The following is a 21662-nucleotide window of genomic DNA, read 5'->3' on the forward strand; positions in this document are numbered from 1 at the left end:
ACCCGGTCCGTCCGCGCGCCTGGAGTCCTCGGGTGCGTCCCTGATGCCCCTCCCTCTCTGTGCCGAGCGCCCTGACTGCGGGCGGCAGCCGTCCCCCTCGAAAGGACTCGTCCCATGTGCGGAATCGCCGGTACCTACGGATTCGGTGCTGACACCGAGGACATCGCCCGCCGGATGAGCGGCGCGCTGGCCCATCGCGGTCCCGACGGCGAAGGACTCTTCGTCGACGACCAGACCGGGCTGGCCCATCGCCGACTGGCCATCATCGACCGTGAGCACGGCGCTCAGCCGATGACCACGGCGGATGGCCGCTACACGATCATCTACAACGGTGAGACCTACAACTACCTCGACCTGCGCTCCGAGCTCGAGGGCCTCGGCCACGTCTTCCGGACCGACTCCGACACCGAGGTGCTGCTCGAGGCACACGCGGAGTGGGGCACTTCCGCCTACGACCGCTTCAACGGCATGTTCGCCTTCGCGATCCATGACGCGCACACCGGCACCGTCACGGTCGCTCGCGACCACTTCGGCATCAAGCCCCTCTACTACTGGGTCGACCCCGCCACCGGCACAGGCACAGATGCTGGCACCCCCAGAGTCGTCTTCGGCTCCGAGATCCGCTCGCTCCTGGCAGCCCGCGTGTTCGAGGCCGCGCCGGATGACCGCGCGGTCTACCGCTACCTGAAGTTCCGCGTCCAGGACGACGACTCCCAGACCTTCTTCGCGGGCGTGAACCGGCTGATGGCCGGTGAGGTGCTGGAGATCAGCGCCGACGGCACCGCGACCTCCTCCTTCACCCGGCTCAAGGACGAGCTGCGCGAGATCGCCGCGCGTCCCAGCCGCCCGTACGACCAGCAGGTCGTGGACGAGTACCGCGAGCGCTTCCAGGAGTCGGTGCGCCTGCGCCTGCAGTCCGAGGTGCCCGTGGGCACCTCGCTCTCCGGTGGCCTGGACTCCTCCGCGGTCGCCGCCGTGATCGCCCGCCAGCTGCGCGAGCAGCCCGAGGACGAGCGCTACAGCGCCGTCGGCACCCGGCAGAACACCTTCTCGGCCGTCTTCCCGAACTCCTCGAACGATGAGGAGCGCTATGTCGACGCGCTGCTGGAGGAGAACCGCGGGCAGATCACCGCCCACAAGATCCTGCCCCAGCCCGCGGCCTTCCTCGAGGACCTGCACGACTTCGTGCGCACCCAGGAGGAGCCGATCATCTCCACCGGCCCGTACGCGCAGTACGCGGTGATGCGCGAGGCCAGCAAGCACGTCACCGTGCTGCTGGACGGCCAGGGCGCCGACGAGATGATGGCCGGGTACAACCCGTACTTCTATGTCTACCTGCGCCAGCTGCGCCGCCAGAAGCGCTTCAAGGAGCTTGCGAGCGAGGTCGTCGGCTCCCGCGACATCCTCCGCAAGCTCGCCCGCACCAAGTTCTCCGGCCGCACCTCCGTGCCGATCGAGGCGCTGCTGAACTCCGGCTTCGTCGCCGAGCACAGCCACGAGAAGGTCACCTCGATCCAGGACGACCTCAAGGAGCGACTGCTCGAGGACACCTTCAAAGCCTCCCTGCCGTCGCTGCTGCGCTACGAGGACAAGAACACGATGCGCTTCAGCATCGAGGGTCGCGTCCCCTTCGTGGACAAGGAGCTGCTGAAGTTCCTGTTCTCCCTCGACGAATCCGCGATCATCCATGATGGCTGGAACAAGCGGATCCTGCGCGAGTCGATGGACGGGATCCTCCCCGACATGATCTCCAAGCGCCGCAACAAGATCGGCTTCACCACCCCCGAGGGGGAGTGGTTCCGCACGATCGCGCCGGAGCTTCGAGACGTGTTCGCCTCGGCATCCTTCGCCTCGCGTCCCTACTTCGACGCCCCCAGCGTGCTGGCGCTGTTCGACGACTACATCGCCCACCCCGAGAACCACGGCACGCTGATGTTCTGGCGCCTGCTGAACGTCGAGCTGTGGATGCGCACCTTCTTCGACGATGCCGAGGGCGCCACCCTCGCGCTCGGCGGCTCCGCGCAGACCGGTGCCCAGGCCGCCCCGACCGTGCCCGCCCCGACGGCAGGTCCCGGCGAGGCTGACCAGGCAGAGGAGACCGAGGCGCCCAAGAGCGACTACGTCGCCAACCCGGACAAGCAGCTCGATCTCGTCTCCACGACAGACCGCCGCAGCTGGCGTCGACTGCCTCTGCAGACCGAGCTGGTGGCTCGCGGCGACGACATCGAGAAGCTCGCCCGTGAGCGCGTCGAACGTTTCGCCGCCGGACTCCCCGCCGGGACCGTGCCCGCCGGAGCGCCCTGGTACTTCGTGATCAGCGAGAAGATCATCGCGATCGCGCAGGGCCGCTCCTGGTTCACCTGGGAGGTCAAGCCCCGCCGCTCGGCGAAGGTGCTCAGCCGCTTCGTCACGCGCACCCCGGCCGGTATCGGCCTGGGCGACCCCACCACGATGGAGCTCGCGATCCGCGAGGTCGGACTGCCCCGGGTGCTCGCGGCCTCCGCGGCCGGCGCCGCGGGCAAGGTGATCGGTCGGAAGGGTCTGTTCTACGAGGTCGTCGGCGCGAACGTGCGGGCGATCGACGGACCGACCCCGTACTCGGCGTTCCCCTCGAACGTCTCCGCCAAGCTGCCGCCGAAGGATCCGGATGCGGTCTCCGCACGGATCTCCGCGGCGATCCGCAGCGCGGACATCCCCGCCGAGCTGCGCGAGAGCTTCGTGGGAACCGTGGTGATGGATGCCAACGACATCGGCCGCAATGTCCTGGGCTCCGACGTGTCGACGCCGCACGAGCACCTCGAGGCGACCTTCGCGGACAACCCGCTCGGCCAGGGCCGTCAGCGCACCCCGCTGGCGATCCTCGTCGATCTCGGCATCGCGTCACAGCAGTGAGCAGCCGCGGGCCTGGTCTAGGCTCCGGGCAGCAGAACATTCTCGGGAGGAGACCATGACCAGCACCGAAACGCGCTCTGCGCGACCGTTCGGCGCGGTGGGGACCGCGATGGTCACCCCGCTCACCGAGGACGGCCATGGCGTGGACCTGGAGTCCGCGCAGAAGCTGGCCGACCATGTGGCCCGGCACGGCAACGACATGATCGTGGTCTCCGGCACCACCGGGGAGGCGCCCACCCTCACTGACGTCGAGAAGCTCGAGCTGGCTCGCGCGGTGAGGGATGCCGTCGGCCCCGAGGTCACCGTGGTCGCAGGGGTCGGCACCTACGACACCGCCCACTCGATCGACCTCGCGCGGGAGCACGCCAAGCTCGGGATCGACGGGCTGCTGGTGGTCACCCCGTACTACTCCAAGCCCAGCCAGGCCGGGATCATCGCGCACACCACCGCGATCGCGGATTCCACGGACCTGCCGGTGATGCTCTATGACATCCCGGGCCGCACCGGCACCCCGCTGAGCTTCGAAACCCTGCTGCGCCTCGGCGAGAACCCGCGGATCCTCGCAGTGAAGGACGCCAAGGCTGATCTGCAGCAGGCGAGCCGGGTCATGGCGCAGACGGACCTCGTCTACTACTCCGGCGAGGACGGGCTGAACCTGCCCTGGATGTCCATCGGCGCTGCCGGGATGGTGTCCGTGGTCGGCCAGGTCGCCGGCGATCTCGAGCGGGAGATGGTCGAGGCCGTGGATCGGGACGATCTGCCCGCCGCGCTCGCCGCGCACCGCGCGCTGGTCCCGGTGGTCGAAGCGATCATGAACCACATGCCCGGTGCCGTGGCCGCGAAGGCCGCACTCCACCTGCAGGGCGTGCTGCCGCATGCTGCGATGCGCGGCCCGCACGTCCCGGCCGACACCGACCAGCTGCGCATGCTCTCGGACGCACTGGACGCCGCTGGCCTGCTCTGAGCAGAATCACCCCTCTGACCAGCGCGGAGCTGCCGATGTCCACTGCCTTCTCCCAGCGTCCCGACCTGCCGCCGGAGCTCGAGCCCGGCACTCTGCGGATCACGCCGCTCGGCGGGCTCGGAGACGTCGGCCGCAATATGACCGTCCTCGAGTTCGACGGGCGTCTGCTGATCGTCGACTGCGGAGTGCTCTTCCCCGAGGACTCCCAGCCCGGCGTCGACCTGATCCTCCCCGACTTCGATCTCATCGCCGATCGCCTGGCCGACGTCGAGGCGATCATCCTGACCCACGGCCATGAGGACCACATCGGGGCGGTGCCCTACCTGCTGCGGCGGCGGCCCGACATCCCCCTGGTGGGCAGCAGGCTCACGCTCGCCTTCCTCGAGGCGAAGCTGAAGGAGCACAGGATCCGTCCCGTCACCACCGTGGTGGCGGAAGGACAGCAGCTGGACTTCGGGCCCTTCGACTGCGAGTTCGTAGCGGTCAACCACTCGATCCCCGACGCCCTCGCGGTGCACGTGGCCACCCCGGCCGGCACGGTGCTCCACACAGGCGACTTCAAGATGGACCAGCTGCCGCTCGATGGCAGGATCACCGATCTGCGCGCCTTCGCCCGGCTCGGCGAGGCCGGCGTGGACCTTTTCATGACGGACTCCACCAATGCGGAGGTCCCGGGGTTCACCGTCGGGGAGCAGGAGATCGGCCCCACCCTCGAGGCGATCTTCGCCCGCGCCCGGCAGAAGATCGTGGTCGCGTCCTTCTCCAGCCACGTCCACCGTGTTCAGCAGGTGCTGGACGCCGCCGCGCGCCATGGCCGCAGAGTCGCCTTCGTCGGCCGTTCGATGGTGCGGAACATGGGCATCGCCGCCGAGCTCGGCTACCTCCACGTCCCGCCGGACACGATCATCGACGCGAAACAGATCGGCAGCCTCCCCGAGGAACAGGTCGTGCTGATGTGCACCGGCAGCCAGGGCGAGCCGATGGCGGCGCTGGGACGCATCGCGAAGGGCGACCACCAGGTGAGCGTGGGCCCGGGTGACGTCGTCATCCTCGCCTCGTCCCTCATCCCGGGCAACGAGAACTCCGTGTTCCGGGTGATCAACGGGCTGATGGCGCTCGGCGCCGAGGTGATCCACAAGGGCTCCGCCACGGTCCACACCTCAGGGCACGCCAGCGCCGGGGAGCTGCTGTACTGCTACAACATCGTGCGGCCCCGCAACGTGATGCCGATCCATGGCGAGGTGCGCCATCTCATCGCGAACGGGAAGCTCGCCGAGTTCACCGGGGTCCCGCGCGAGCGGATCGTGCTGGCCCAGGACGGACATGTCATCGATCTGAAGAACGGCATCGCCGCCACGGTCGGCGCGGTGCCGAACAGCTATGTGTATGTGGACGGCTCGAGCGTCGGCGAGATCTCCGAGGCCGACCTCCAAGACCGTCGCACGCTCGGGGGTGAGGGCTTCATCTCTCTGTTCGCCGTGGTCAGTGCCGAGACTGGAGCGCTGATCGTCGGGCCGGAGATCCACATCCGCGGGATGGCCGAGGACCACGGCGTCTTCGAGGAGATCCGGCCGGAGATCGTCGCGGCGCTGGAGAACGCGATCGCAGAGCAGTCCGAGCGCAGGGACACCTATCGGCTGCAGCAGGTGATGCGTCGGGTGGTGGGACGCTATGTCTCCCGGCGATTGCGGCGACGACCGATGATCGTCCCCGTCGTCATCGAGTCCTGACCCTCCCGTCCGGGGCGAGCCGGCTCTGAGACCGCCCGTGTGACGAGGCCGGGGGCCCCGCCTCCCGAGTGCGGGGTGGCGCGGAATGTAGCATCGGGCTCATGGCGACACGTACGTCTTCCCCCGCACGTGCGTCGAAAGGCTCCTCTCGGACCGCTGCTGCCGGCACCTCGCGCACCACCGGCTCCGGGGCGAACGACCCCTCGACGCTCCCTCTGCCGGTGCGCGCTGTGCGCTCCGGCTATCTGGCGATCGCTCGCATGGTCGGCGGAATGATCCGCTCGATCGGCGTGCAGCGATGGGAGGTCGCCCCTGAGCAGCGACGTGACGGCTATGCGCTGTTCCTCCTGCTCATCGCGATCCTGGTCGCCGTCGTCGAATGGTGGCAGTCCACGGGACCGGTGCTCGGTGCCGTGCACACCGCGGTGGCCGGCACCTTCGGGATCTCCTCGATGGTGATCCCGCTGCTGGCCGCCGGCTGGTCCCTGCGCATGTTCCGACGCCCGGATCAGGTGCGCGCCAACTCCCGCATCGCGATCGGCATCGCGATCCTGCTCACCGCGATCTCGGCGATCGCCTCGGTCTCGGCACGGCTGCCCGCTCCGGCGGACGGAATCGACGCGCTGGCCCGCGGGGGAGGGGTGCTGGGCTTCCTGGCCGCCGCCCCGCTCGAGGCGCTCCTCCCGCCGGTCGCGGTGGTCGTCATCCACTCGCTCCTGATCGCCTTCGGGATCCTCGTGCTCACCGCCACCCCGGTCGAGTCGATCCCCTCGCGCCTGCGCGACGTCTACGACGTCGCCGTGGGCCGCAGCGAGGAGGAGGACGCGGAGCGGGTCGCCTTCGGGCTGCGCCCCCGCCGGGTGGACCCCGCGATGCACGAGCAGGCGACCGAGGCCCAGACCACCGGCAGGCCCCGCCGTCGCAGCCGTCGGGAGAAGGCCGAAGCGGCCGAGCGCGATCACGAGAACTTCGGCTACGTCGGCGACGAGGCCTTCGAACAGGGCGTGGACGAGGACGCCGCGACGGCGGCGACGGCGAAGAAGAAGAGCCGCCGCACCGCCCAGCGCCGCAGCGCCCCCGCCGACGCCGCGGATGTCTACGACGTGGTCGAGGACGAGAACCACCGCGCCAAGACCTTCCCGGGCAAGGGCGCGGCGGGCCCCGATGCCACGACGCCGCTGCCTTCGGCCGCGAAGTCCGCCGCCGCCAGGACCACCCCGACCAAGGCTGTGCCGACCAAGCCGGCACAGGAGGAGAAGGCGGAGCTGGTCCCGCCACCGATGGGCGACCTTCCCCGCGCCGGCGAACAGCTGGAGCTCGCCGGAGACATCGTCTACACGCTGCCGGACTCCTCCTTCCTGCTGGAGGGTCCGCCCCACAAGACCCGCTCCGAGGCCAACGACCATGTGGTCGCCGCACTCGGCGAGGTCTTCGAGCAGTTCAACGTCAATGCCGAGGTGGTCGGCTTCTCCCGTGGTCCCACGGTGACCCGCTACGAGGTCGAGCTCGCTCCGGGCACCAAGGTCGAGAAGGTCACGGCCCTGGACAAGAACATCTCCTACGCCGTGGCCAGCGCCGACGTGCGCATCCTCTCGCCGATCCCCGGCAAGAAGGCCATCGGCATCGAGATCCCCAACACCGACCGCGAGACGGTCGCGCTGGGCGACGTGCTGCGCAGCTCCGTGGCGCGCCGCAACGAGCACCCGCTGGTGATGGGCGTGGGCAAGGACGTCGAGGGCGGCTACGTCGTCGCGAACCTCGCCAAGATGCCCCACCTGCTCGTCGCCGGTGCCACCGGAGCCGGCAAGTCCAGCTTCGTGAACTCCATGATCACCTCCATCCTGATGCGTTCCACGCCGGAGGAGGTGCGGATGGTGCTGGTGGACCCCAAGCGCGTCGAACTCACCATCTACGAGGGCATCCCGCACCTGATCACTCCGATCATCACCAACCCGAAGAAGGCCGCCGAAGCCCTCGAGTGGGTCGTCAAGGAGATGGACGCCCGCTACGACGACCTCGCCGCCTTCGGGTTCAAGCACCTCGACGACTTCAACAAGGCCGTCCGGGCCGGAGAGGTGAAGCTGCCCGCCGGCAGCGAGCGCCGCCTCGCCCCGTACCCCTACCTGCTGGTCGTGGTCGACGAGCTCGCGGACCTGATGATGGTCGCCCCGCGCGACGTCGAGGCGTCGATCCAGCGCATCACGCAGCTCGCACGAGCTGCCGGGATCCACCTGATCCTGGCCACCCAGCGCCCCTCGGTCGACGTCGTCACCGGCATCATCAAAGCCAATGTGCCCAGCCGTCTCGCCTTCGCGACCTCGTCGCTGCAGGACTCCCGGGTCATCCTCGACTCCGTCGGCGCCGAGAAGCTGATCGGTCAGGGCGACGCCCTGTTCCACCCGATGGGCAAGGCCAAGCCGATGCGTGTTCAGGGCGCCTGGGTCAACGAGTCCGAGATCCACAAGGTCGTCGACCACGTCAAGACCCAGATGAAGCCCAACTATCGCGAGGACGTCCAGGTCGTCGCGGCCAAGAAGCAGATCGACGACGACATCGGCGACGATCTCGACGTCCTGCTGCAGGCAGCGGAGCTCGTGGTCACCACCCAGTTCGGCTCCACCTCGATGCTGCAGCGCAAGCTCCGGGTGGGCTTCGCGAAGGCTGGTCGCCTGATGGATCTGCTCGAGTCCCGCGAGATCGTGGGCCCCTCCGAGGGATCCAAGGCCCGCGACGTGCTGGTCCATCCCGACGAGCTCGGCACCGCCATCGCCCGCATCCGCGGCGAGGACGTCCCGGCGGATGGCGAGGATGAGCCCTATGCCGCCGATCAGGCCGTCGACCTCGAACAGGAGGATCCGGAGCCGGTCGCCGAGGGTCACGGCGGGGATGATCGCTACGCGAACGATCCGCTGGCCGATGACGGCTCCGAGCCCGCGATCGACTATCACGATGACGGGGACGAGGAGCAGAGCGAGGACGTCTGGAGCCTCACCGGCCGCTGAGCCGGCGAGCGACCCCGCAAGCCACTCCGTTCACTCGCCCCGCCGTCCACCCACCCCGCCGTCCGCCCACCTCACCAGCGATCGTTCAGCCTCGACCGCCCACCTCCACCTTCAGCCCGCATCACCGATGCGGACCCCGCCCCACAGCCAGGAGCCCCGATGACCACCCCGCGCACCGAAGAGGTCCCGCTCTGGAACATCGCCAACATCCTCACCATGGTGAGGTGTGCGATGGTCCCGCTGCTGGTGGTGCTCGCGATCCTGTACGCAGACTCGGTGCCCGGCAGATTGCTGGTCGCCGGAGTGTTCGTGCTCGCGATGATCACGGACTTCGCGGACGGCTATCTCGCGCGCAGCCGGAACCTGATCACCGACTTCGGCAAGATCATGGACCCGATCGCAGACAAGGCGATGACCGGGGCAGCGCTGATCATGCTCTCGGTGTGGGAGTACGTGCCGTGGTGGATGACAATCCTGATCCTGGTGCGCGAGTTCGGCATCACGATCATGCGCTTCACGATCCTCAAGTACGGGGCGCTGCCGGCGAACATGGCCGGCAAGGCCAAGACGATGGTCCAGACCATCGCCATCACCTTCTGCCTGATCCCCTTCGAATTGTGGTGGACCCCGGCCCGCTGGATCGGCCTCGCGCTGGTGCTCCTGGCCGTGGTGCTGACCGTCTGGTCCGGAGTCGTCAACCTCAAGGACGGCCTGCGGCTGCGTCGTGAGGCCCTGGCCGGGAACGCATGAGCACGTCGCCGGGCTCGTCGTCGCACGACGCAGCCGTCCAAGGGGGAGACACCGGGAGCGGCGCTGGAACCGCTGGCCGGAACGGGAACGGGACCGGGTCCGGCAGCAAGGAGGAACGACCCGTCGATCCGGCCTCCCTCATCGCCCGCGCCTCGGCACGGGGATGGTGGATCGCGACCGCCGAGTCGCTGACGGCCGGCGGACTGGTGGCCCGCCTGGTGGACGCGCCCGGGGCCAGTGCGGCGATCGCCGGGGGAGCGGCCTGCTATTCCTACGAGGCCAAGACCCGCGTGCTCGGGATCGACCCTGACCTGCTCTCCGCCACCGGTGCGGTGACTGCAGAGGTCGCGACCGCGATGGCGGAAGGAGCGCTCAGCCTGTACGGCGCCGATATCGCCGTGTCCACCACCGGGGTGGCGGGCCCCGGCCCTGACGAGAGGGGGGTCGCCCAGGGCACGGTGTTCCTGGGCCTCGCCCAGCGCGGCGCGAGAACCGTGACCCGTGAACTCCGTCTCAGCGGGGGGAGAGCCCAGATCCGGTCCCGGACCGTCGATGCCGCACTCGTGCTGCTGGACGAGGCGCTCGCGGAGCAGCAGCCGCCCAGCTCAGCCAGTCAGCGCTGATCGCTCCTCCCCATCGTCCCGCCATGCACACCCTCCAGGGAATGATCGGGCGTGGCCCACTACACTCTGGGGAACAGTTTCTCGGGTGCGGGCGTTGTGCCTTCTGTGATGACATCGACGTACCGCATTCCCGAGGTGCACCATCAGTTCACCCACAGTCAGAGGAAAGGAGGCAGGTCCATGATTCTGTTCCGCCAGGAGCTGGGAGACGTGCTGCGCGACGCGCGCCGTACCCAGGGCCGCACGCTTCGGCAGGTATCCTCCGACGCCCGTGTGTCACTGGGCTATCTCAGTGAGATCGAGCGCGGCCAGAAGGAGGCCTCCAGCGAGCTGCTGGTCTCCGTGACCGATGCGCTCGGTCTCCCGTTGTCCTTCGTGCTGCGCGAGGTGTCCGAGAGGATCGCGATCGCTGAGCAGGTGACGATCCCCGATACCGTCCCCGAGGGTCTGGTCGACGGCACGAAGCCGCTGGTCGGCGCTCGCTGAGGTGCGACGCAGCGAGTTCACCGAGCTGGCCGACCATGTCTTCGGGCCGGCACTCGCACGCATATACACCCAGGACCTCGTGCTCGAGGAGATCGGCGGACTGACCGCCGAGCAGGCTCTCGAGCACGGGGTCCCCGTGCGTTCGGTGTGGGCAGCCCTGTGCGATGCCATGGACGTCCCCGACTCCGCGCGGTGGGAGATCCCGCTCGCGCAGCGGCGGCGCTGAGCAGGCCCGAGCTCTCGAGCAGATCCGTTCACGACACACCGCACGACACGCCGCGATCTGGTTCGCGTTCGAACGTCTGTTCGGTAGTCTGTTCCTCGACGGTCCTCCCAGCACCCGCTCCACACACCGACCTCTCCTCCCCAGCGCCCCTCCATCCACAGGGGTCACGGACAGCGGTCGAATGTCGGGGTCGGCGCCTAGTGTGGCCGCACTGGTCACCGCGTCGGTACTCCCGGCCCTCAGGAAGGAACAAGCACATGGCTGCACCGAAGTCATCCAAGCCCCCGGTCACGAAGTCGTCCGCAAAGGACCGCAGCTCCTCGCTCGACAGCGCACTCGCGCAGATCGATCGGCAGTTCGGCAAGGGCTCGATCATGCGCCTGGGCGACGACACCCGCCCGCCGGTCGAGGTCATCCCCACCGGCTCGGTGGCGCTGGACGCAGCATTGGGTATCGGCGGTCTGCCCCGCGGGCGCATCGTGGAGATCTACGGCCCGGAGTCCTCCGGCAAGACCACGCTCGCCCTCCACGCCGTGGCCAACGCGCAGCGCAACGGCGGCATCGCGGCTTTCATCGATGCCGAGCATGCGATGGATCCGGAGTACGCGAAGAAGCTCGGCGTCGACACCGACGCACTGCTGGTCTCCCAGCCGGACACCGGTGAGCAGGCCCTGGAGATCACCGACATGCTGATCCGCTCCGGCGCACTGGACATCGTCGTCATCGACTCGGTCGCCGCACTGGTGCCCAAGGCAGAGATCGAAGGCGAGATGGGCGACTCGCACGTCGGCCTGCAGGCTCGCCTGATGTCGCAGGCGCTGCGCAAGCTCACCGGTGCGCTCTCCGCCTCGGGCACCACCGCGATCTTCATCAACCAGCTGCGCGAGAAGATCGGCGTGTTCTTCGGCAGCCCGGAGACCACCACCGGTGGCAAGGCGCTGAAGTTCTATGCCTCGGTGCGTATGGACATCCGCCGCATCGAGACTCTCAAGACCGGCACCGACGCCGTGGGCAACCGCACCCGGGTCAAGGTCGTGAAGAACAAGATGGCTCCGCCCTTCAAGCAGGCCGAGTTCGACATCCTCTACGGCGAGGGGATCTCCCGCGAAGGCGGCCTGATCGACCTCGGCGTCGAGCACGGCCTGGTCCGCAAGTCCGGTGCCTGGTTCACCTATGAGGGGGATCAGCTGGGGCAGGGCAAGGAGAACTCCCGACAGTTCCTCAAGGACAATCCGGACCTGGCCGCGGAGATCGAGGAGAAGATCCTCCGCACCCTCGGAGTGGGCAAGTACGCCGCCGAGCCCGAGGCGCCGGCGACCGAGGCTCCCCTCGGCGAGGACGAGTTCCTCGACGAGGATGTCCCCGCCACGATCTGATCGATGGCACCTCAGCACGCACGCGGCGGCGCCGACGACCACCCGGTCGCCGGCGCCGCCGCTGTTGACCAGAAGTCCTCACCGCCCGCCCCGTCCCGGGAGGCGCGGACCCGTACCCGGCTGACCGAACGCACCCAGGAGATTCTGGACCGTCCCCGCCCCGTCGTGGACCCCGAGCACGCCGAGCGTGAACGGGCCGTGGTCCACGAATGCCGGTACCTGATGCGACTGCTGTCCACACGCCGCCGGTCAGCTGGCGAAATGCGGGAGCGCCTCACCCAGCGGGAAGTCCCGGGGGCGATCGCCCATGAGGCGATGGCCCGCATCGACCGGGCCGGCCTGATCGACGATGCCGTTTTCGCCCACGAGTGGGTCCAGCAGAGGCGGGTATTGCGGGCCCTGGGGGATGAGGCGCTGCGCCGCGAGCTCGAGAAGAAGCGCGTCGCGACCGAGCTTATCGAGGAGGCACTGTCCTCCGTCCAGGACTCCGGTGATGAGGAGCAGCGCTGCCGGGACCTGGTGCAGTCCAGGATCGGCCATCGGGACCGTGAGCAGCTGCGCACCGAACGCGACGGCGCCCACCGCCGACGGCTCTCACGGCGGCTGGATGCCCTGCTCACCCGCAAGGGGTACCCGGGCAGCCTCGCGATCCACGTGATCTCCGCAGAGCTCCGTGCTGCCGCGCAGGAGCCGGCGGACTGAGCCTGGCGACCCGAGGGGGGACCGCGTCGCCCGCCGACCTCCTCGCCTCCCGAGGAGCCGACAGCGGTGTCGGGGTCTGTCATGGCATTGTGACCTTCCTCCAGCAGCGACGAACCTCCAGGTCGCTGCCCGCATCGAGGTGCCGCGGGGATGCCGACTGAGGAGTGGGAGACGTACTCTGGCACCACTATGTCCCTCAGCTCCCACACCCCGACACTCGACCTGCACTCCTCCGCGCTCGACGGTCCTGCGACCGCGCGAGGCACCTATCAGGTGCGCACCTTCGGCTGCCAGATGAACGTCCACGACTCCGAGCGCCTCACCGGCATGCTCGAGGAGTCCGGCTACGTCGCCGCACCGGAGAGCGCCGACGCCCGCCGCGGCGAAGTCGATGTGATCGTGTTCAACACCTGTGCCGTCCGCGAGAACGCGGACAAGAAGCTCTACGGCACCCTCGGTGCGCTGCGCCCCGGCAAGGACGCCAACCCGGGCATGCAGATCGCCGTCGGCGGCTGCCTCGCCCAGAAGGACCGCCAGACGATCGTCGAGCGGGCGCCTTGGGTCGACGTCGTCTTCGGCACCCACAACATCGGCTCGCTGCCGGTGCTGCTGGACCGCTCCCGACACAACGCCGAGGCGCAGGTGGAGATCCTCGAGTCGCTCGAGGTGTTCCCCTCCACCCTTCCCACCCGACGCGAATCCGCCTACGCCGCCTGGGTCTCGATCTCCGTGGGCTGCAACAACACCTGCACCTTCTGCATCGTGCCCTCGCTGCGGGGCAAGGAGAAGGACCGCCGCCCAGGGGAGATCCTCGCGGAGGTGCGCGATGTGGTCGACTCCGGTGCCATCGAGGTCACCCTGCTGGGGCAGAACGTGAACTCCTATGGCGTCGAGTTCGGTGACCGCGGCGCCTTCGCGAAGCTGCTGCGCGCGTGCGGTGAGATCGACGGGCTGGAGCGGGTGCGCTTCACCTCCCCGCACCCGGCGATGTTCACCGACGACGTGATCGACGCGATGGCAGAGACCCCGAACGTGATGCCGCAGCTGCACATGCCGCTGCAGTCCGGCAGCGATGATGTGCTGCGCCGGATGAAGCGGTCCTACCGCAGCAAGAAGTTCCTCGGCATCCTGGAGAAGGTCAGGGAACGTATCCCGGAGGCGGCGATCACCACCGACATCATCGTCGGCTTCCCGGGGGAGACCGAAGACGACTTCCAGCGCACCCTCGACGTCGTGGAGGCCTCCCGCTTCTCGAGCGCCTTCACCTTCCAGTACTCCATCCGCCCCGGCACCCCTGCGGCGACCATGGACGACCAGATCCCCAAGGAGATCGTCCAGGAGCGGTTCGAGCGCCTGACCGCGCTCCAGGACCGGCTCGCCCACGAGGAGAACCAGAAGCTCGGAGGGAGCACGGTCGAGATCCTGGTGGCCGAAGGGGAGGGCGGCCGCGATGCACAGACCCGGCGGCTCTCAGGCCGGGCCCGCGATCACCGGCTGGTCCACTTCTCGCTGCCCGAGGGGATCACGGACGCGGAGCGTCCCCGCCCCGGGGATCTGGTCACGGCGACCGTGACCCATGCCGCGCCCTTCTACCTCATCGCGGACAGCGCGCTGGTCGACGGCACGGCGGAGCAAGCTGCGCTCGGTCCGGAGCGGTTCTCCGTGCGACGCACCCGTTCGGGAGACGCCTGGGAGGCCGGCGTGCAGGGGCTCGATGCCGGAGGCTCCTGCGGGACCGGTGGCGGCACGACGGCGAATGGCCCGGTCACCCTCGGAATTCCGGGGCTGCGGCGCGCCTGAGCACTGCGGCCGGTGCGAGGGATCAGAGCGAGCACCGCGACCAGATCGAGCATCGCGACCGGATCGAGCACTGTGACCAGATGACGATGGCCGGCAGTGAACCGGCGGCGCGTCAGCTGTCGAGCTCGTCGAGCTCGGGGCCGAGACGCTCCTCAAGGCTGTGGAAGAACGCGATCACGGTGCTCAGCCCGCACTTGATCGCGTTGTCGATCTGAGAATCCAGGGCACCGGCACGGAAATCCGCGGCGAGCTCGCCGTAGACGCCGAGCAGGCCCTCCGATTCGCGGCGGACGTAGACCTTGGGCCAGATCCGGTTCATGTTCCACTCGTTGCAGAGCTTGATCATCTCCACTTTGCGGGAGACATCCACGGAATGGCTCCACCGGCCTCGGGTCTGCAGCACGCCGTGCTCGTCCCCGGAGATCATGAACTGGAATCTGTAGTCGTCGAACCGGGCACGCACGATATCGGGATGCTCATCATCCTCGACGTAGGCGTAGCCATAGCGGGTGAGGCTGTCCTCGACCCGTGACAGGGACAGGGGCGCCAGACCTTCGGCAGAGTCCGTGTCCATGTGAACAGGGGACTCGTTCGGTGCAGTCACTTCCAACCTCAGGCGTTCGACGTAGGGATCAGAGCGATCCGAGGTCTCGGATCGCGGATCACCCTACTCCCTCCTCGTGGGAAGGTCCCGCCTCGCGGTGGTGATCCCGCTGACCATCGATGCAGGGCGCCGATAGGGTGCCTCCCATGGATGCCCACGCCGCTCAGCCCGGGACCGCTGCAGCGGCCTCCCGCAGCCCCTTGATCGCGGTGGTCGGCGCCACCGCCACCGGCAAGTCCGATCTCGCGATCGCGCTCGCAGAGCAGTTGGACGGCGAGGTCATCAACGCCGACGCGCTGCAGCTGTACCGGGGGATGGACATCGGCACGGCGAAGGTCACCGCGCAGGAGCGCCGCGGGGTCCGGCACCACCTGCTGGACGTCCTGGAGGTCACCCAGGAGGCGAGCGTGTCCGCCTACCAGCGCGATGCGCGCGCGGCTGCCGCAGAGATCCGCGACCGGGGGAGGGTGCCGATCCTGGTGGGCGGCTCCGGGCTGTACGTGCGCGCCGCCCTCGATGACATCGAGTTCCCGCCCACGGACCCAGCGGTCCGCTCCCGTCTCGAGGAGCGTGCGGCCCAGGAGGGGCCCGAGGCCCTGCACCGCGAGCTGGCCGGAACGGACCCGGAGGCGGCGCGCACGATCGGCCACCACGACACCCGGCGGATCGTCAGGGCGCTCGAGGTCGGGGAGCTGACCGGACGTCCCTTCGCCGCGTTCCTCCCGCAGCCCCGCTACCTCGACCCCGGCACCATCCAGCTGGGCCTGCGCCTGGAGCGTCCGCTGCTGCATGCACGGATCGCCGCCCGAGTGCAGCGGATGGTCGACCAGGGGCTCATGGAGGAGATCCGCGCGCTGCGCGACCGAGGGCTGGACCAGGGTCTCACCGCACGCCGGGCGATCGGCTATGAGCAGGGGCTCGCCGTGCTCGCCGGCACCATGAGCTGCCCCGACGCGATCGAAGGGACGATCACGGGCACCCGGCGTCTGGTGCGCAAGCAGGACACCTGGTTCCGTCGTGACCCGCGGGTGCATTGGCTCGATGCCGCGCTCGGGGCAGACCTGGTCGAGCATGCGCTGCGGCAGATCGAATCGTCCATCATCGCGCCGCAGCGCTCGCAGTCGTAGGGTCGGGGCGTCATCGGCACGGGCCATGGTCGTAGGCTCGGGGCATGGACGAGCGCATCGACTTCACCAAGGGGCACGCGACCGAGAACGACTTCGTGGTGCTGGATGATCCCGAGGGCGCGCTGGACCTGGACGCCGCCGCGGTCGCCGCGCTCGCCGATCGCCGCGCCGGCATCGGTGGCGACGGCGTGATCCGCGCCGTCCGCTCCCGCAGCGCCGGTCTCGAGATCCCGGCCGATGCCCCCGAGTGGTTCATGGACTACCGCAACGCCGACGGCTCGATCGCCGAAATGTGCGGCAATGGAGTCCGAGTGCTGGCCGCGCATCTGCAGCGCGCCGGGCATGTCCGCGAGGACAGCTTCGCGATCCTCACCCGCGCCGGGGTGCGTTCGGTGGAGATCCTCCACCGCCCCACCACCCCGGGCGCGCCCTGGAGCGTCCAGGTGGGCATGGGCACCTCGCGCATCAGCTCCGGGAACCGCGCCGTCGAGATCGCAGGCCGACGCCTCGAGGTGACCGACGTCGATATGGGAAACCCGCACGCGGTCGCCTTCCTCCCTGCCGACGTCGTGCTCGAGCAGCTCGACCTCGGCCACCGACCTGCCCTCGACCCCGAACCGGCCGGCGGCGCCAACATCGAGCTGGTCAGCGCGCGCGGTCCACGGCATATCGCGATGCGGGTCCACGAGCGCGGAGTGGGGGAGACCCGTTCCTGCGGGACCGGAGTCGCCGCGGCAGCAGTCGCTGCCGCCCACCGCGCCGGCGATGATTCCCGGGAGCCCTGGACCGTGGACGTCCCCGGCGGGCGCCTGCAGGTGGGCTGGACCGCGACCGGCGAGATCACGCTCACCGGCCCCGCCCAGCTGGTGGCCGACGGGAACACGCTGATCTGACCGGTCCGCGCCACACTCCGGAAGAACGGCGCGGCCGGGCTCAGGTGTTCGTCGGGCCGATCTCCAGGATCCGGAAGCCCTTCGCGCTTGCCACCTTCGCGACCGTCCGGTTCGGCAGCTGCTCGCCGAGCCAGCGCGCCAGCGGATCTGCTCCCAGGTTCTTGCCGACCACGAGCGCCGCCGTGCCCTGGGGACGCAGCCGGCCTGTCCACTCCAGCAGCAGGGTTCGCAGCGCCGGCTTGCCGATGCGGATCGGCGGATTCGACCAGATCGCATCCACAGCGAGATCCTCTGGAATCTCGTCCGGGGAGATCACCTGCACATTGCTCAGTCCCGCGCGGCGTGCGTTCTCGATGGTCAGCTCACGCGCTCGCTCGCTGACGTCGACCGCCCACACCTGCGCGTCCGGGTGTCGCATGGCGGCGGTCAAAGCGATCGGGCCCCAGCCGCAGCCGAGGTCGAGGATCGTCGCGGCAGGAGGCGGCTGGGTCACCTCGTCGAGTCGGCCCAGCAGCACTGCGGTGGCCTTGTCCAGGCCGTGCCCGCTGAAGACCGCGGTGCTCGAGACCAGGTCCAGCTCACGACCCGCCAGGCGCACCGGCAAGGGGAAGCGGCGATCTGCGGCCGCAGGGGAGGGGGTGAAGTAGTGCTCGTCCACCCCTGCAGGATACGGAGGCAGAGGAGGAGTGCCGAGCAGAAGCGTCATGGCCCACGCTCACGCCTGCTCCGCCCTGCGCAAAATCACTCGACCGGCGGGTGCGGACGTGGGACTCTGGGATCACTGCAGTTCCCCGACGCCAAGGAGTACCCCGACCGTGCCCATCGCCTTCCATCCCGAACCCGACTCCGACTCCGACGTCGACGGGACCAGCACGGGGAGGACCGGGGCCGCGGAGCACTCGAACAGCGCGGATGGCCCCGCAGAGTCCGCCCCGACGGCCTCGTCCCGTCCCCGTGACGCCCTCACCGAGCGGATCCTCTCGCGCGCGGACGCCTCGGTCTCCTCCGTCACCTTCAGCTCTGACGCCGACGGTGAGCAGTACGACCTCGCCGACCGGCAGGCTCTTCGACGCGTCGCGGGCCTGTCCACCGAGCTCGAGGACGTCACCGAGGTCGAGTACCGCCAGCTGCGCCTCGAGCGGGTGGTCCTCGCTGGCCTCTACACCTCGGGCAACGCTGAGGACGCGGAGGTCAGCCTGCAGGAACTGGCGGCGCTCGCCGAGACCGCCGGCTCCGAGGTGCTCGACGGCGTCCTGCAGCGCCGTGCACACCCCGACCCGGCGACCTTCCTGGGCAAGGGCAAGGCCGCAGAGCTCGCCGACCTGGTCGCCGCGAACGGAGCCGACACCGTGATCGCTGACGGTGAGCTCGGGCCGGGCCAGCGCCGCGCGCTCGAGGACATCGTCAAGGTGAAGGTCATCGACCGCACCGCCCTGATCCTGGACATCTTCGCCCAGCATGCCAAGTCCCGCGAGGGCAAGGCGCAGGTCGAGCTGGCGCAACTCGAGTACCTGCTGCCGCGACTGCGTGGCTGGGGCGAGTCGATGTCCCGGCAGGCCGGCGGCCAGGTGGGCGGTGCCGGAGCGGGCATGGGCTCGCGCGGTCCGGGTGAGACGAAGATCGAGCTGGACCGGCGACGCATCCGCGACCGCATGGCCAAGCTGCGCCGCGAGATCAAGGCGATGGCGCCGGGACGGGCTGCCCAGCGAGCGGATCGCGCGCGCCACCGAGTGCCGGCGGTCGCCATCGCCGGCTATACCAATGCAGGCAAGTCCTCCCTGCTGAACCGCCTCACCGGCGCAGGTGTGCTGGTCGAGAACGCGCTGTTCGCAACGCTGGACCCGACGGTGCGGCGAGCGACCACCCCGGACGGTCGCGAGTTCACCTACGCGGACACGGTCGGCTTCGTGCGGCATCTGCCCACGCAGCTGATCGAGGCCTTCCGCTCCACCCTCGAGGAGGTCGGAGGCTCGGACCTGCTGCTGCATGTGGTCGACGCCTCGCATCCGGACCCCGAGGGGCAGATCACCGCGGTGCGTGCTGTGCTCGGTGAGCTGGAGGGCTTCGACGTCCCCGAGATCGTGGTGCTGAACAAGGCCGATGTCGCGGAGCCGGAGACCATCGCGCGGCTGCGCAGCCAGGTCGGCACGAGCATCGTCGTCTCTGCCCGCACCGGGATGGGCATGGAGGAGCTGCGCGAGCTGATCGCTGAGCGCCTGCCCCGTCCTGCCGTGGAGATCGACCTGGTGGTGCCCTATTCCCGCGGAGATCTCATCTCCCGGGTCCACTCCACCGGCGAGGTTCTCGCCGAGGAGCACCTGATGGAGGGCACCAGGCTCCATGCCCGCGTGGAGGAGGCACTCGCCGCCGAGCTCCGGGGTGTGGCCTGAGCCGCAGCAGAGCGGCCTGTCGGGCAGAGCCTGAGACGGCGCGGGACCGGACGCGGATACCCTGACCGGATGACCGCCGCCACCGACCATCCCGCGTCCCCGGCGGCTGGTGAGATCCCCCTGTCCACCTTGATGGACGCCGCCGTGACAGCGATCGGCGGAGCGCCCCGTCCGGGCCAGCAGGCAATGGCGGAGTCCGTGGATCTGGCGATGTCCGGCGGCCGCCATCTGCTGGTGCAGGCAGGCACCGGCACCGGCAAGTCGCTCGCCTATCTGGTGCCGGCCCTGCGTCACGCACTGGTCAGCGGGCGTCCGGTCGTGATCTCCACCGCGACCATCGCGCTGCAGACCCAGATCGTCCGCAAGGACCTCCCGCGCCTGGTCGAGGCGGTGGCCCCGCATCTGTCGCGCACGCCCACCTATGCGCTGCTCAAGGGGCGGGCCAACTATCTGTGCAAGCACAAGATCGCCGGCGGCTATCCGGTCGACGTGGATCCGGGGGCGTTGTTCGCCGAGGCCTCCACCGATCCTGCCCGCACCGGGAGCGAGCGCCTGGGAGACCAGGTGCGGCGCCTGCGCGAGTGGTCGGAGGAGACGGACAGCGGGGACCGAGACTCGCTCCAGGATGCCGTCTCGGACCGCGCCTGGCGCCAGGTCTCCGTGACCGGCAATCAGTGCATCGGCAGCAGCTGCCCGATGGTGGAGGACTGCTTCGCCGAGCGCAGCCGAGAGCTCGCGCGCGAAGTCGACATCGTGGTCACCAACCATGCCCTGCTCGCGATCGATGCTTTCGACAACCACGGGATCATCCCCGACCACGATGTGGTCGTCTTCGACGAGGCGCACGATCTCTCCGCCCGGGTGACCAGCGCCGTCACCGATGTGCTCACCCCCGGCATGCTCCGAGGCACGGTGCGGGACCTGCGTGGCCTCGGGGTGGCCGGGACGGCGCTGGACGACGCCTCCGAAGAGCTGCGCGAAGCCCTCGAGCTGTCTCCCGACGGGCGCGTGATCGGTGATCTCCCGGCGCGGCTCGGGGACGCCGTCACCCAGCTCCGGGTCGAGGCCCGCACCGCCCACTCGGACGCGAAGGATGCGGGGGACGAATCCTCCGCCGGCGCGCGCAAGACGGTTCGCGCCAACCTCCAGGAGATCATCGACGTCTGCGAACGGCTCGCCGCTCCCGATGAGGATGACGTGGTCTCGATCTCGCATTCCCAGGCCACCGGGCGCTCGAGCATCCAGGTGGCTCCGCTGAGCGTCGCGGGTGCGATGCGCGGTGCGATCCTCGAGGACCGCACTGCCGTGCTCACCTCCGCCACCCTGGCCCTCGGGGGCCGCTTCGAACCCGCGGCCGGGGAGGTCGGGCTGGCTCGCGCCGCGCGGATGGACCCGGCGGAGCTGCCGCCGCGGGAGGACGCCAACGCCTGGGCCGCACTCGATGTGGGCAGCCCGTTCGAATATCGCCGGCAGGGGATCCTCTACACCGCTCGTCATCTTCCGCAGCCGGGGCGTGAGGGGCCCTCCACGGCAATGCTCGACCACCTCACGGAGCTGGTCGAGGCTTCTCAGGGCGGTGCGCTGTGCCTGTTCTCCTCGCGGCGGGGAGCTGAGCTCGCCGCCGAGCATGTGCGAGCTCGGCTCGACCTGACGATCGCGGTGCAGGGAGAGGACTCGATGGCGAACCTGGTGCGCACCTTCCGTGACGAGGAGGATGCGAGCCTGTTCGGAACCCTCACCCTGTGGCAGGGCGTGGATGTGTCCGGACGTTCGCTGCGCCTGGTCACCATCGACCGGATCCCCTTCCCCCGGCCTGATGATCCGCTCACCGCAGCCCGCCAGGAGCGGATCGGACAGCGGGGCGGGAACGGCTTCATGTCGATCTCGGCCCAGCATGCGGCCCTGCTGCTGGCACAGGGGGCCGGGCGGCTCATCCGCTCCACGGCGGACCGCGGGATGGTCGCGGTGCTGGATCCGCGTCTCTCGACCGCTCGCTACGGCGGCTATCTGCGGGAGTCGATGCCCCCGCTGTGGCCGACCACGGACCCGGAGGTCGCGCTCAGCGCGCTGCGTCGCCTCTCCGAGAGCTGACGCAGG

At 69.5% G+C, this 21662-nt stretch carries 17 protein-coding genes; 15 read left to right on the forward strand and 2 right to left on the reverse strand.

Translation table 11 applies throughout. The features are described 5' to 3' along the window. Window positions 1-114: 114 nt before the first annotated feature. The 11 genes from asnB to miaB all read left to right on the forward strand — a co-directional run bounded on the left by asnB (window position 115) and on the right by miaB (window position 14551). On the forward strand, window positions 115-2892 hold the full coding sequence (asnB, locus tag ACT3UF_RS13495; RefSeq protein ID WP_442332495.1) for an asparagine synthase (glutamine-hydrolyzing): 2778 nt from the start codon (window positions 115-117) through the stop codon (window positions 2890-2892). Between the two features lie 55 nt (window positions 2893-2947). Then, window positions 2948-3856 (forward strand): 4-hydroxy-tetrahydrodipicolinate synthase, encoded by a 909-nt coding sequence (gene dapA / locus ACT3UF_RS13500; RefSeq protein WP_441443549.1) that lies wholly within the window; start codon window positions 2948-2950, stop codon window positions 3854-3856. Window positions 3857-3891: 35 nt separating this feature from the next. Continuing rightward, the gene (locus ACT3UF_RS13505) at window positions 3892-5586 is read left to right on the forward strand and encodes a ribonuclease J (RefSeq protein WP_441443548.1); all 1695 of its coding nucleotides are present in this window, start codon (window positions 3892-3894) and stop codon (window positions 5584-5586) included. Between the two features lie 101 nt (window positions 5587-5687). Beyond that, complete coding sequence (locus tag ACT3UF_RS13510) at window positions 5688-8588, forward strand: DNA translocase FtsK 4TM domain-containing protein (protein ID WP_441443547.1); 2901 nt, start codon at window positions 5688-5690, stop codon at window positions 8586-8588. Between the two features lie 159 nt (window positions 8589-8747). Further along, the gene (gene pgsA / locus ACT3UF_RS13515; protein ID WP_441443546.1) at window positions 8748-9338 is read left to right on the forward strand and encodes a CDP-diacylglycerol--glycerol-3-phosphate 3-phosphatidyltransferase; all 591 of its coding nucleotides are present in this window, start codon (window positions 8748-8750) and stop codon (window positions 9336-9338) included. Continuing rightward, a complete protein-coding gene (locus ACT3UF_RS13520; protein ID WP_444501727.1) occupies window positions 9335-9961 on the forward strand; it encodes a CinA family protein in 627 nt (208 codons plus the stop codon). Before pgsA ends, ACT3UF_RS13520 begins: the two co-directional genes overlap by 4 nt. A 180-nt stretch (window positions 9962-10141) precedes the next feature. After that, window positions 10142-10447, forward strand: a complete 306-nt coding sequence (locus ACT3UF_RS13525) for a helix-turn-helix domain-containing protein (RefSeq protein WP_441443544.1) — start codon at window positions 10142-10144, stop codon at window positions 10445-10447. 1 nt (window position 10448) lies between these two features. Continuing rightward, window positions 10449-10673, forward strand: a complete 225-nt coding sequence (locus ACT3UF_RS13530) for a DUF3046 domain-containing protein (protein WP_441443543.1) — start codon at window positions 10449-10451, stop codon at window positions 10671-10673. 257 nt (window positions 10674-10930) lie between these two features. Then, window positions 10931-12049, forward strand: coding sequence for a recombinase RecA (gene recA, locus ACT3UF_RS13535; protein WP_441443542.1), 1119 nt, complete (start codon window positions 10931-10933; stop codon window positions 12047-12049). 3 nt (window positions 12050-12052) lie between these two features. Next, entirely contained in the window at window positions 12053-12751 is a 699-nt protein-coding gene (locus ACT3UF_RS13540; protein WP_444501728.1) for a regulatory protein RecX, read from the forward strand. A gap of 189 nt (window positions 12752-12940) precedes the next feature. After that, on the forward strand, window positions 12941-14551 hold the full coding sequence (gene miaB, locus ACT3UF_RS13545; protein WP_444608379.1) for a tRNA (N6-isopentenyl adenosine(37)-C2)-methylthiotransferase MiaB: 1611 nt from the start codon (window positions 12941-12943) through the stop codon (window positions 14549-14551). A gap of 112 nt (window positions 14552-14663) precedes the next feature. Here the strand turns inward: miaB and ACT3UF_RS13550 are convergent, their stop codons facing one another. After that, window positions 14664-15125 (reverse strand): YbjN domain-containing protein, encoded by a 462-nt coding sequence (locus tag ACT3UF_RS13550; RefSeq protein WP_441443539.1) that lies wholly within the window; start codon window positions 15123-15125, stop codon window positions 14664-14666. Window positions 15126-15301: 176 nt separating this feature from the next. Here ACT3UF_RS13550 and miaA point away from each other — a divergent pair, with 176 nt between their 5' ends. Together miaA and dapF are read left to right on the forward strand one after the other, a co-directional pair. Further along, the gene (gene miaA, locus ACT3UF_RS13555) at window positions 15302-16282 is read left to right on the forward strand and encodes a tRNA (adenosine(37)-N6)-dimethylallyltransferase MiaA (protein ID WP_442331805.1); all 981 of its coding nucleotides are present in this window, start codon (window positions 15302-15304) and stop codon (window positions 16280-16282) included. A 44-nt stretch (window positions 16283-16326) separates the two neighbouring features. Further along, the gene (gene dapF, locus ACT3UF_RS13560; protein ID WP_441443537.1) at window positions 16327-17175 is read left to right on the forward strand and encodes a diaminopimelate epimerase; all 849 of its coding nucleotides are present in this window, start codon (window positions 16327-16329) and stop codon (window positions 17173-17175) included. A 40-nt stretch (window positions 17176-17215) separates the two neighbouring features. Here dapF and ACT3UF_RS13565 read toward each other — a convergent pair whose 3' ends face one another. Continuing rightward, window positions 17216-17833 (reverse strand): class I SAM-dependent methyltransferase, encoded by a 618-nt coding sequence (locus tag ACT3UF_RS13565; RefSeq protein WP_441443536.1) that lies wholly within the window; start codon window positions 17831-17833, stop codon window positions 17216-17218. A gap of 157 nt (window positions 17834-17990) precedes the next feature. On the opposite strand from ACT3UF_RS13565, the gene hflX reads away from it, so the two are divergent. Continuing rightward, window positions 17991-19565: a GTPase HflX gene (gene hflX, locus ACT3UF_RS13570; RefSeq protein ID WP_441443535.1), complete on the forward strand. Its 1575-nt coding sequence runs from the start codon at window positions 17991-17993 to the stop codon at window positions 19563-19565. Window positions 19566-19634: 69 nt separating this feature from the next. Beyond that, on the forward strand, window positions 19635-21656 hold the full coding sequence (locus tag ACT3UF_RS13575) for an ATP-dependent DNA helicase (protein ID WP_441443534.1): 2022 nt from the start codon (window positions 19635-19637) through the stop codon (window positions 21654-21656). The last annotated feature ends 6 nt before the right edge of the window (window positions 21657-21662 follow it).

This window comes from Brachybacterium sp. AOP24-D1-21, from assembly GCF_052378665.1.
Lineage (GTDB): Bacteria > Actinomycetota > Actinomycetes > Actinomycetales > Dermabacteraceae > Brachybacterium.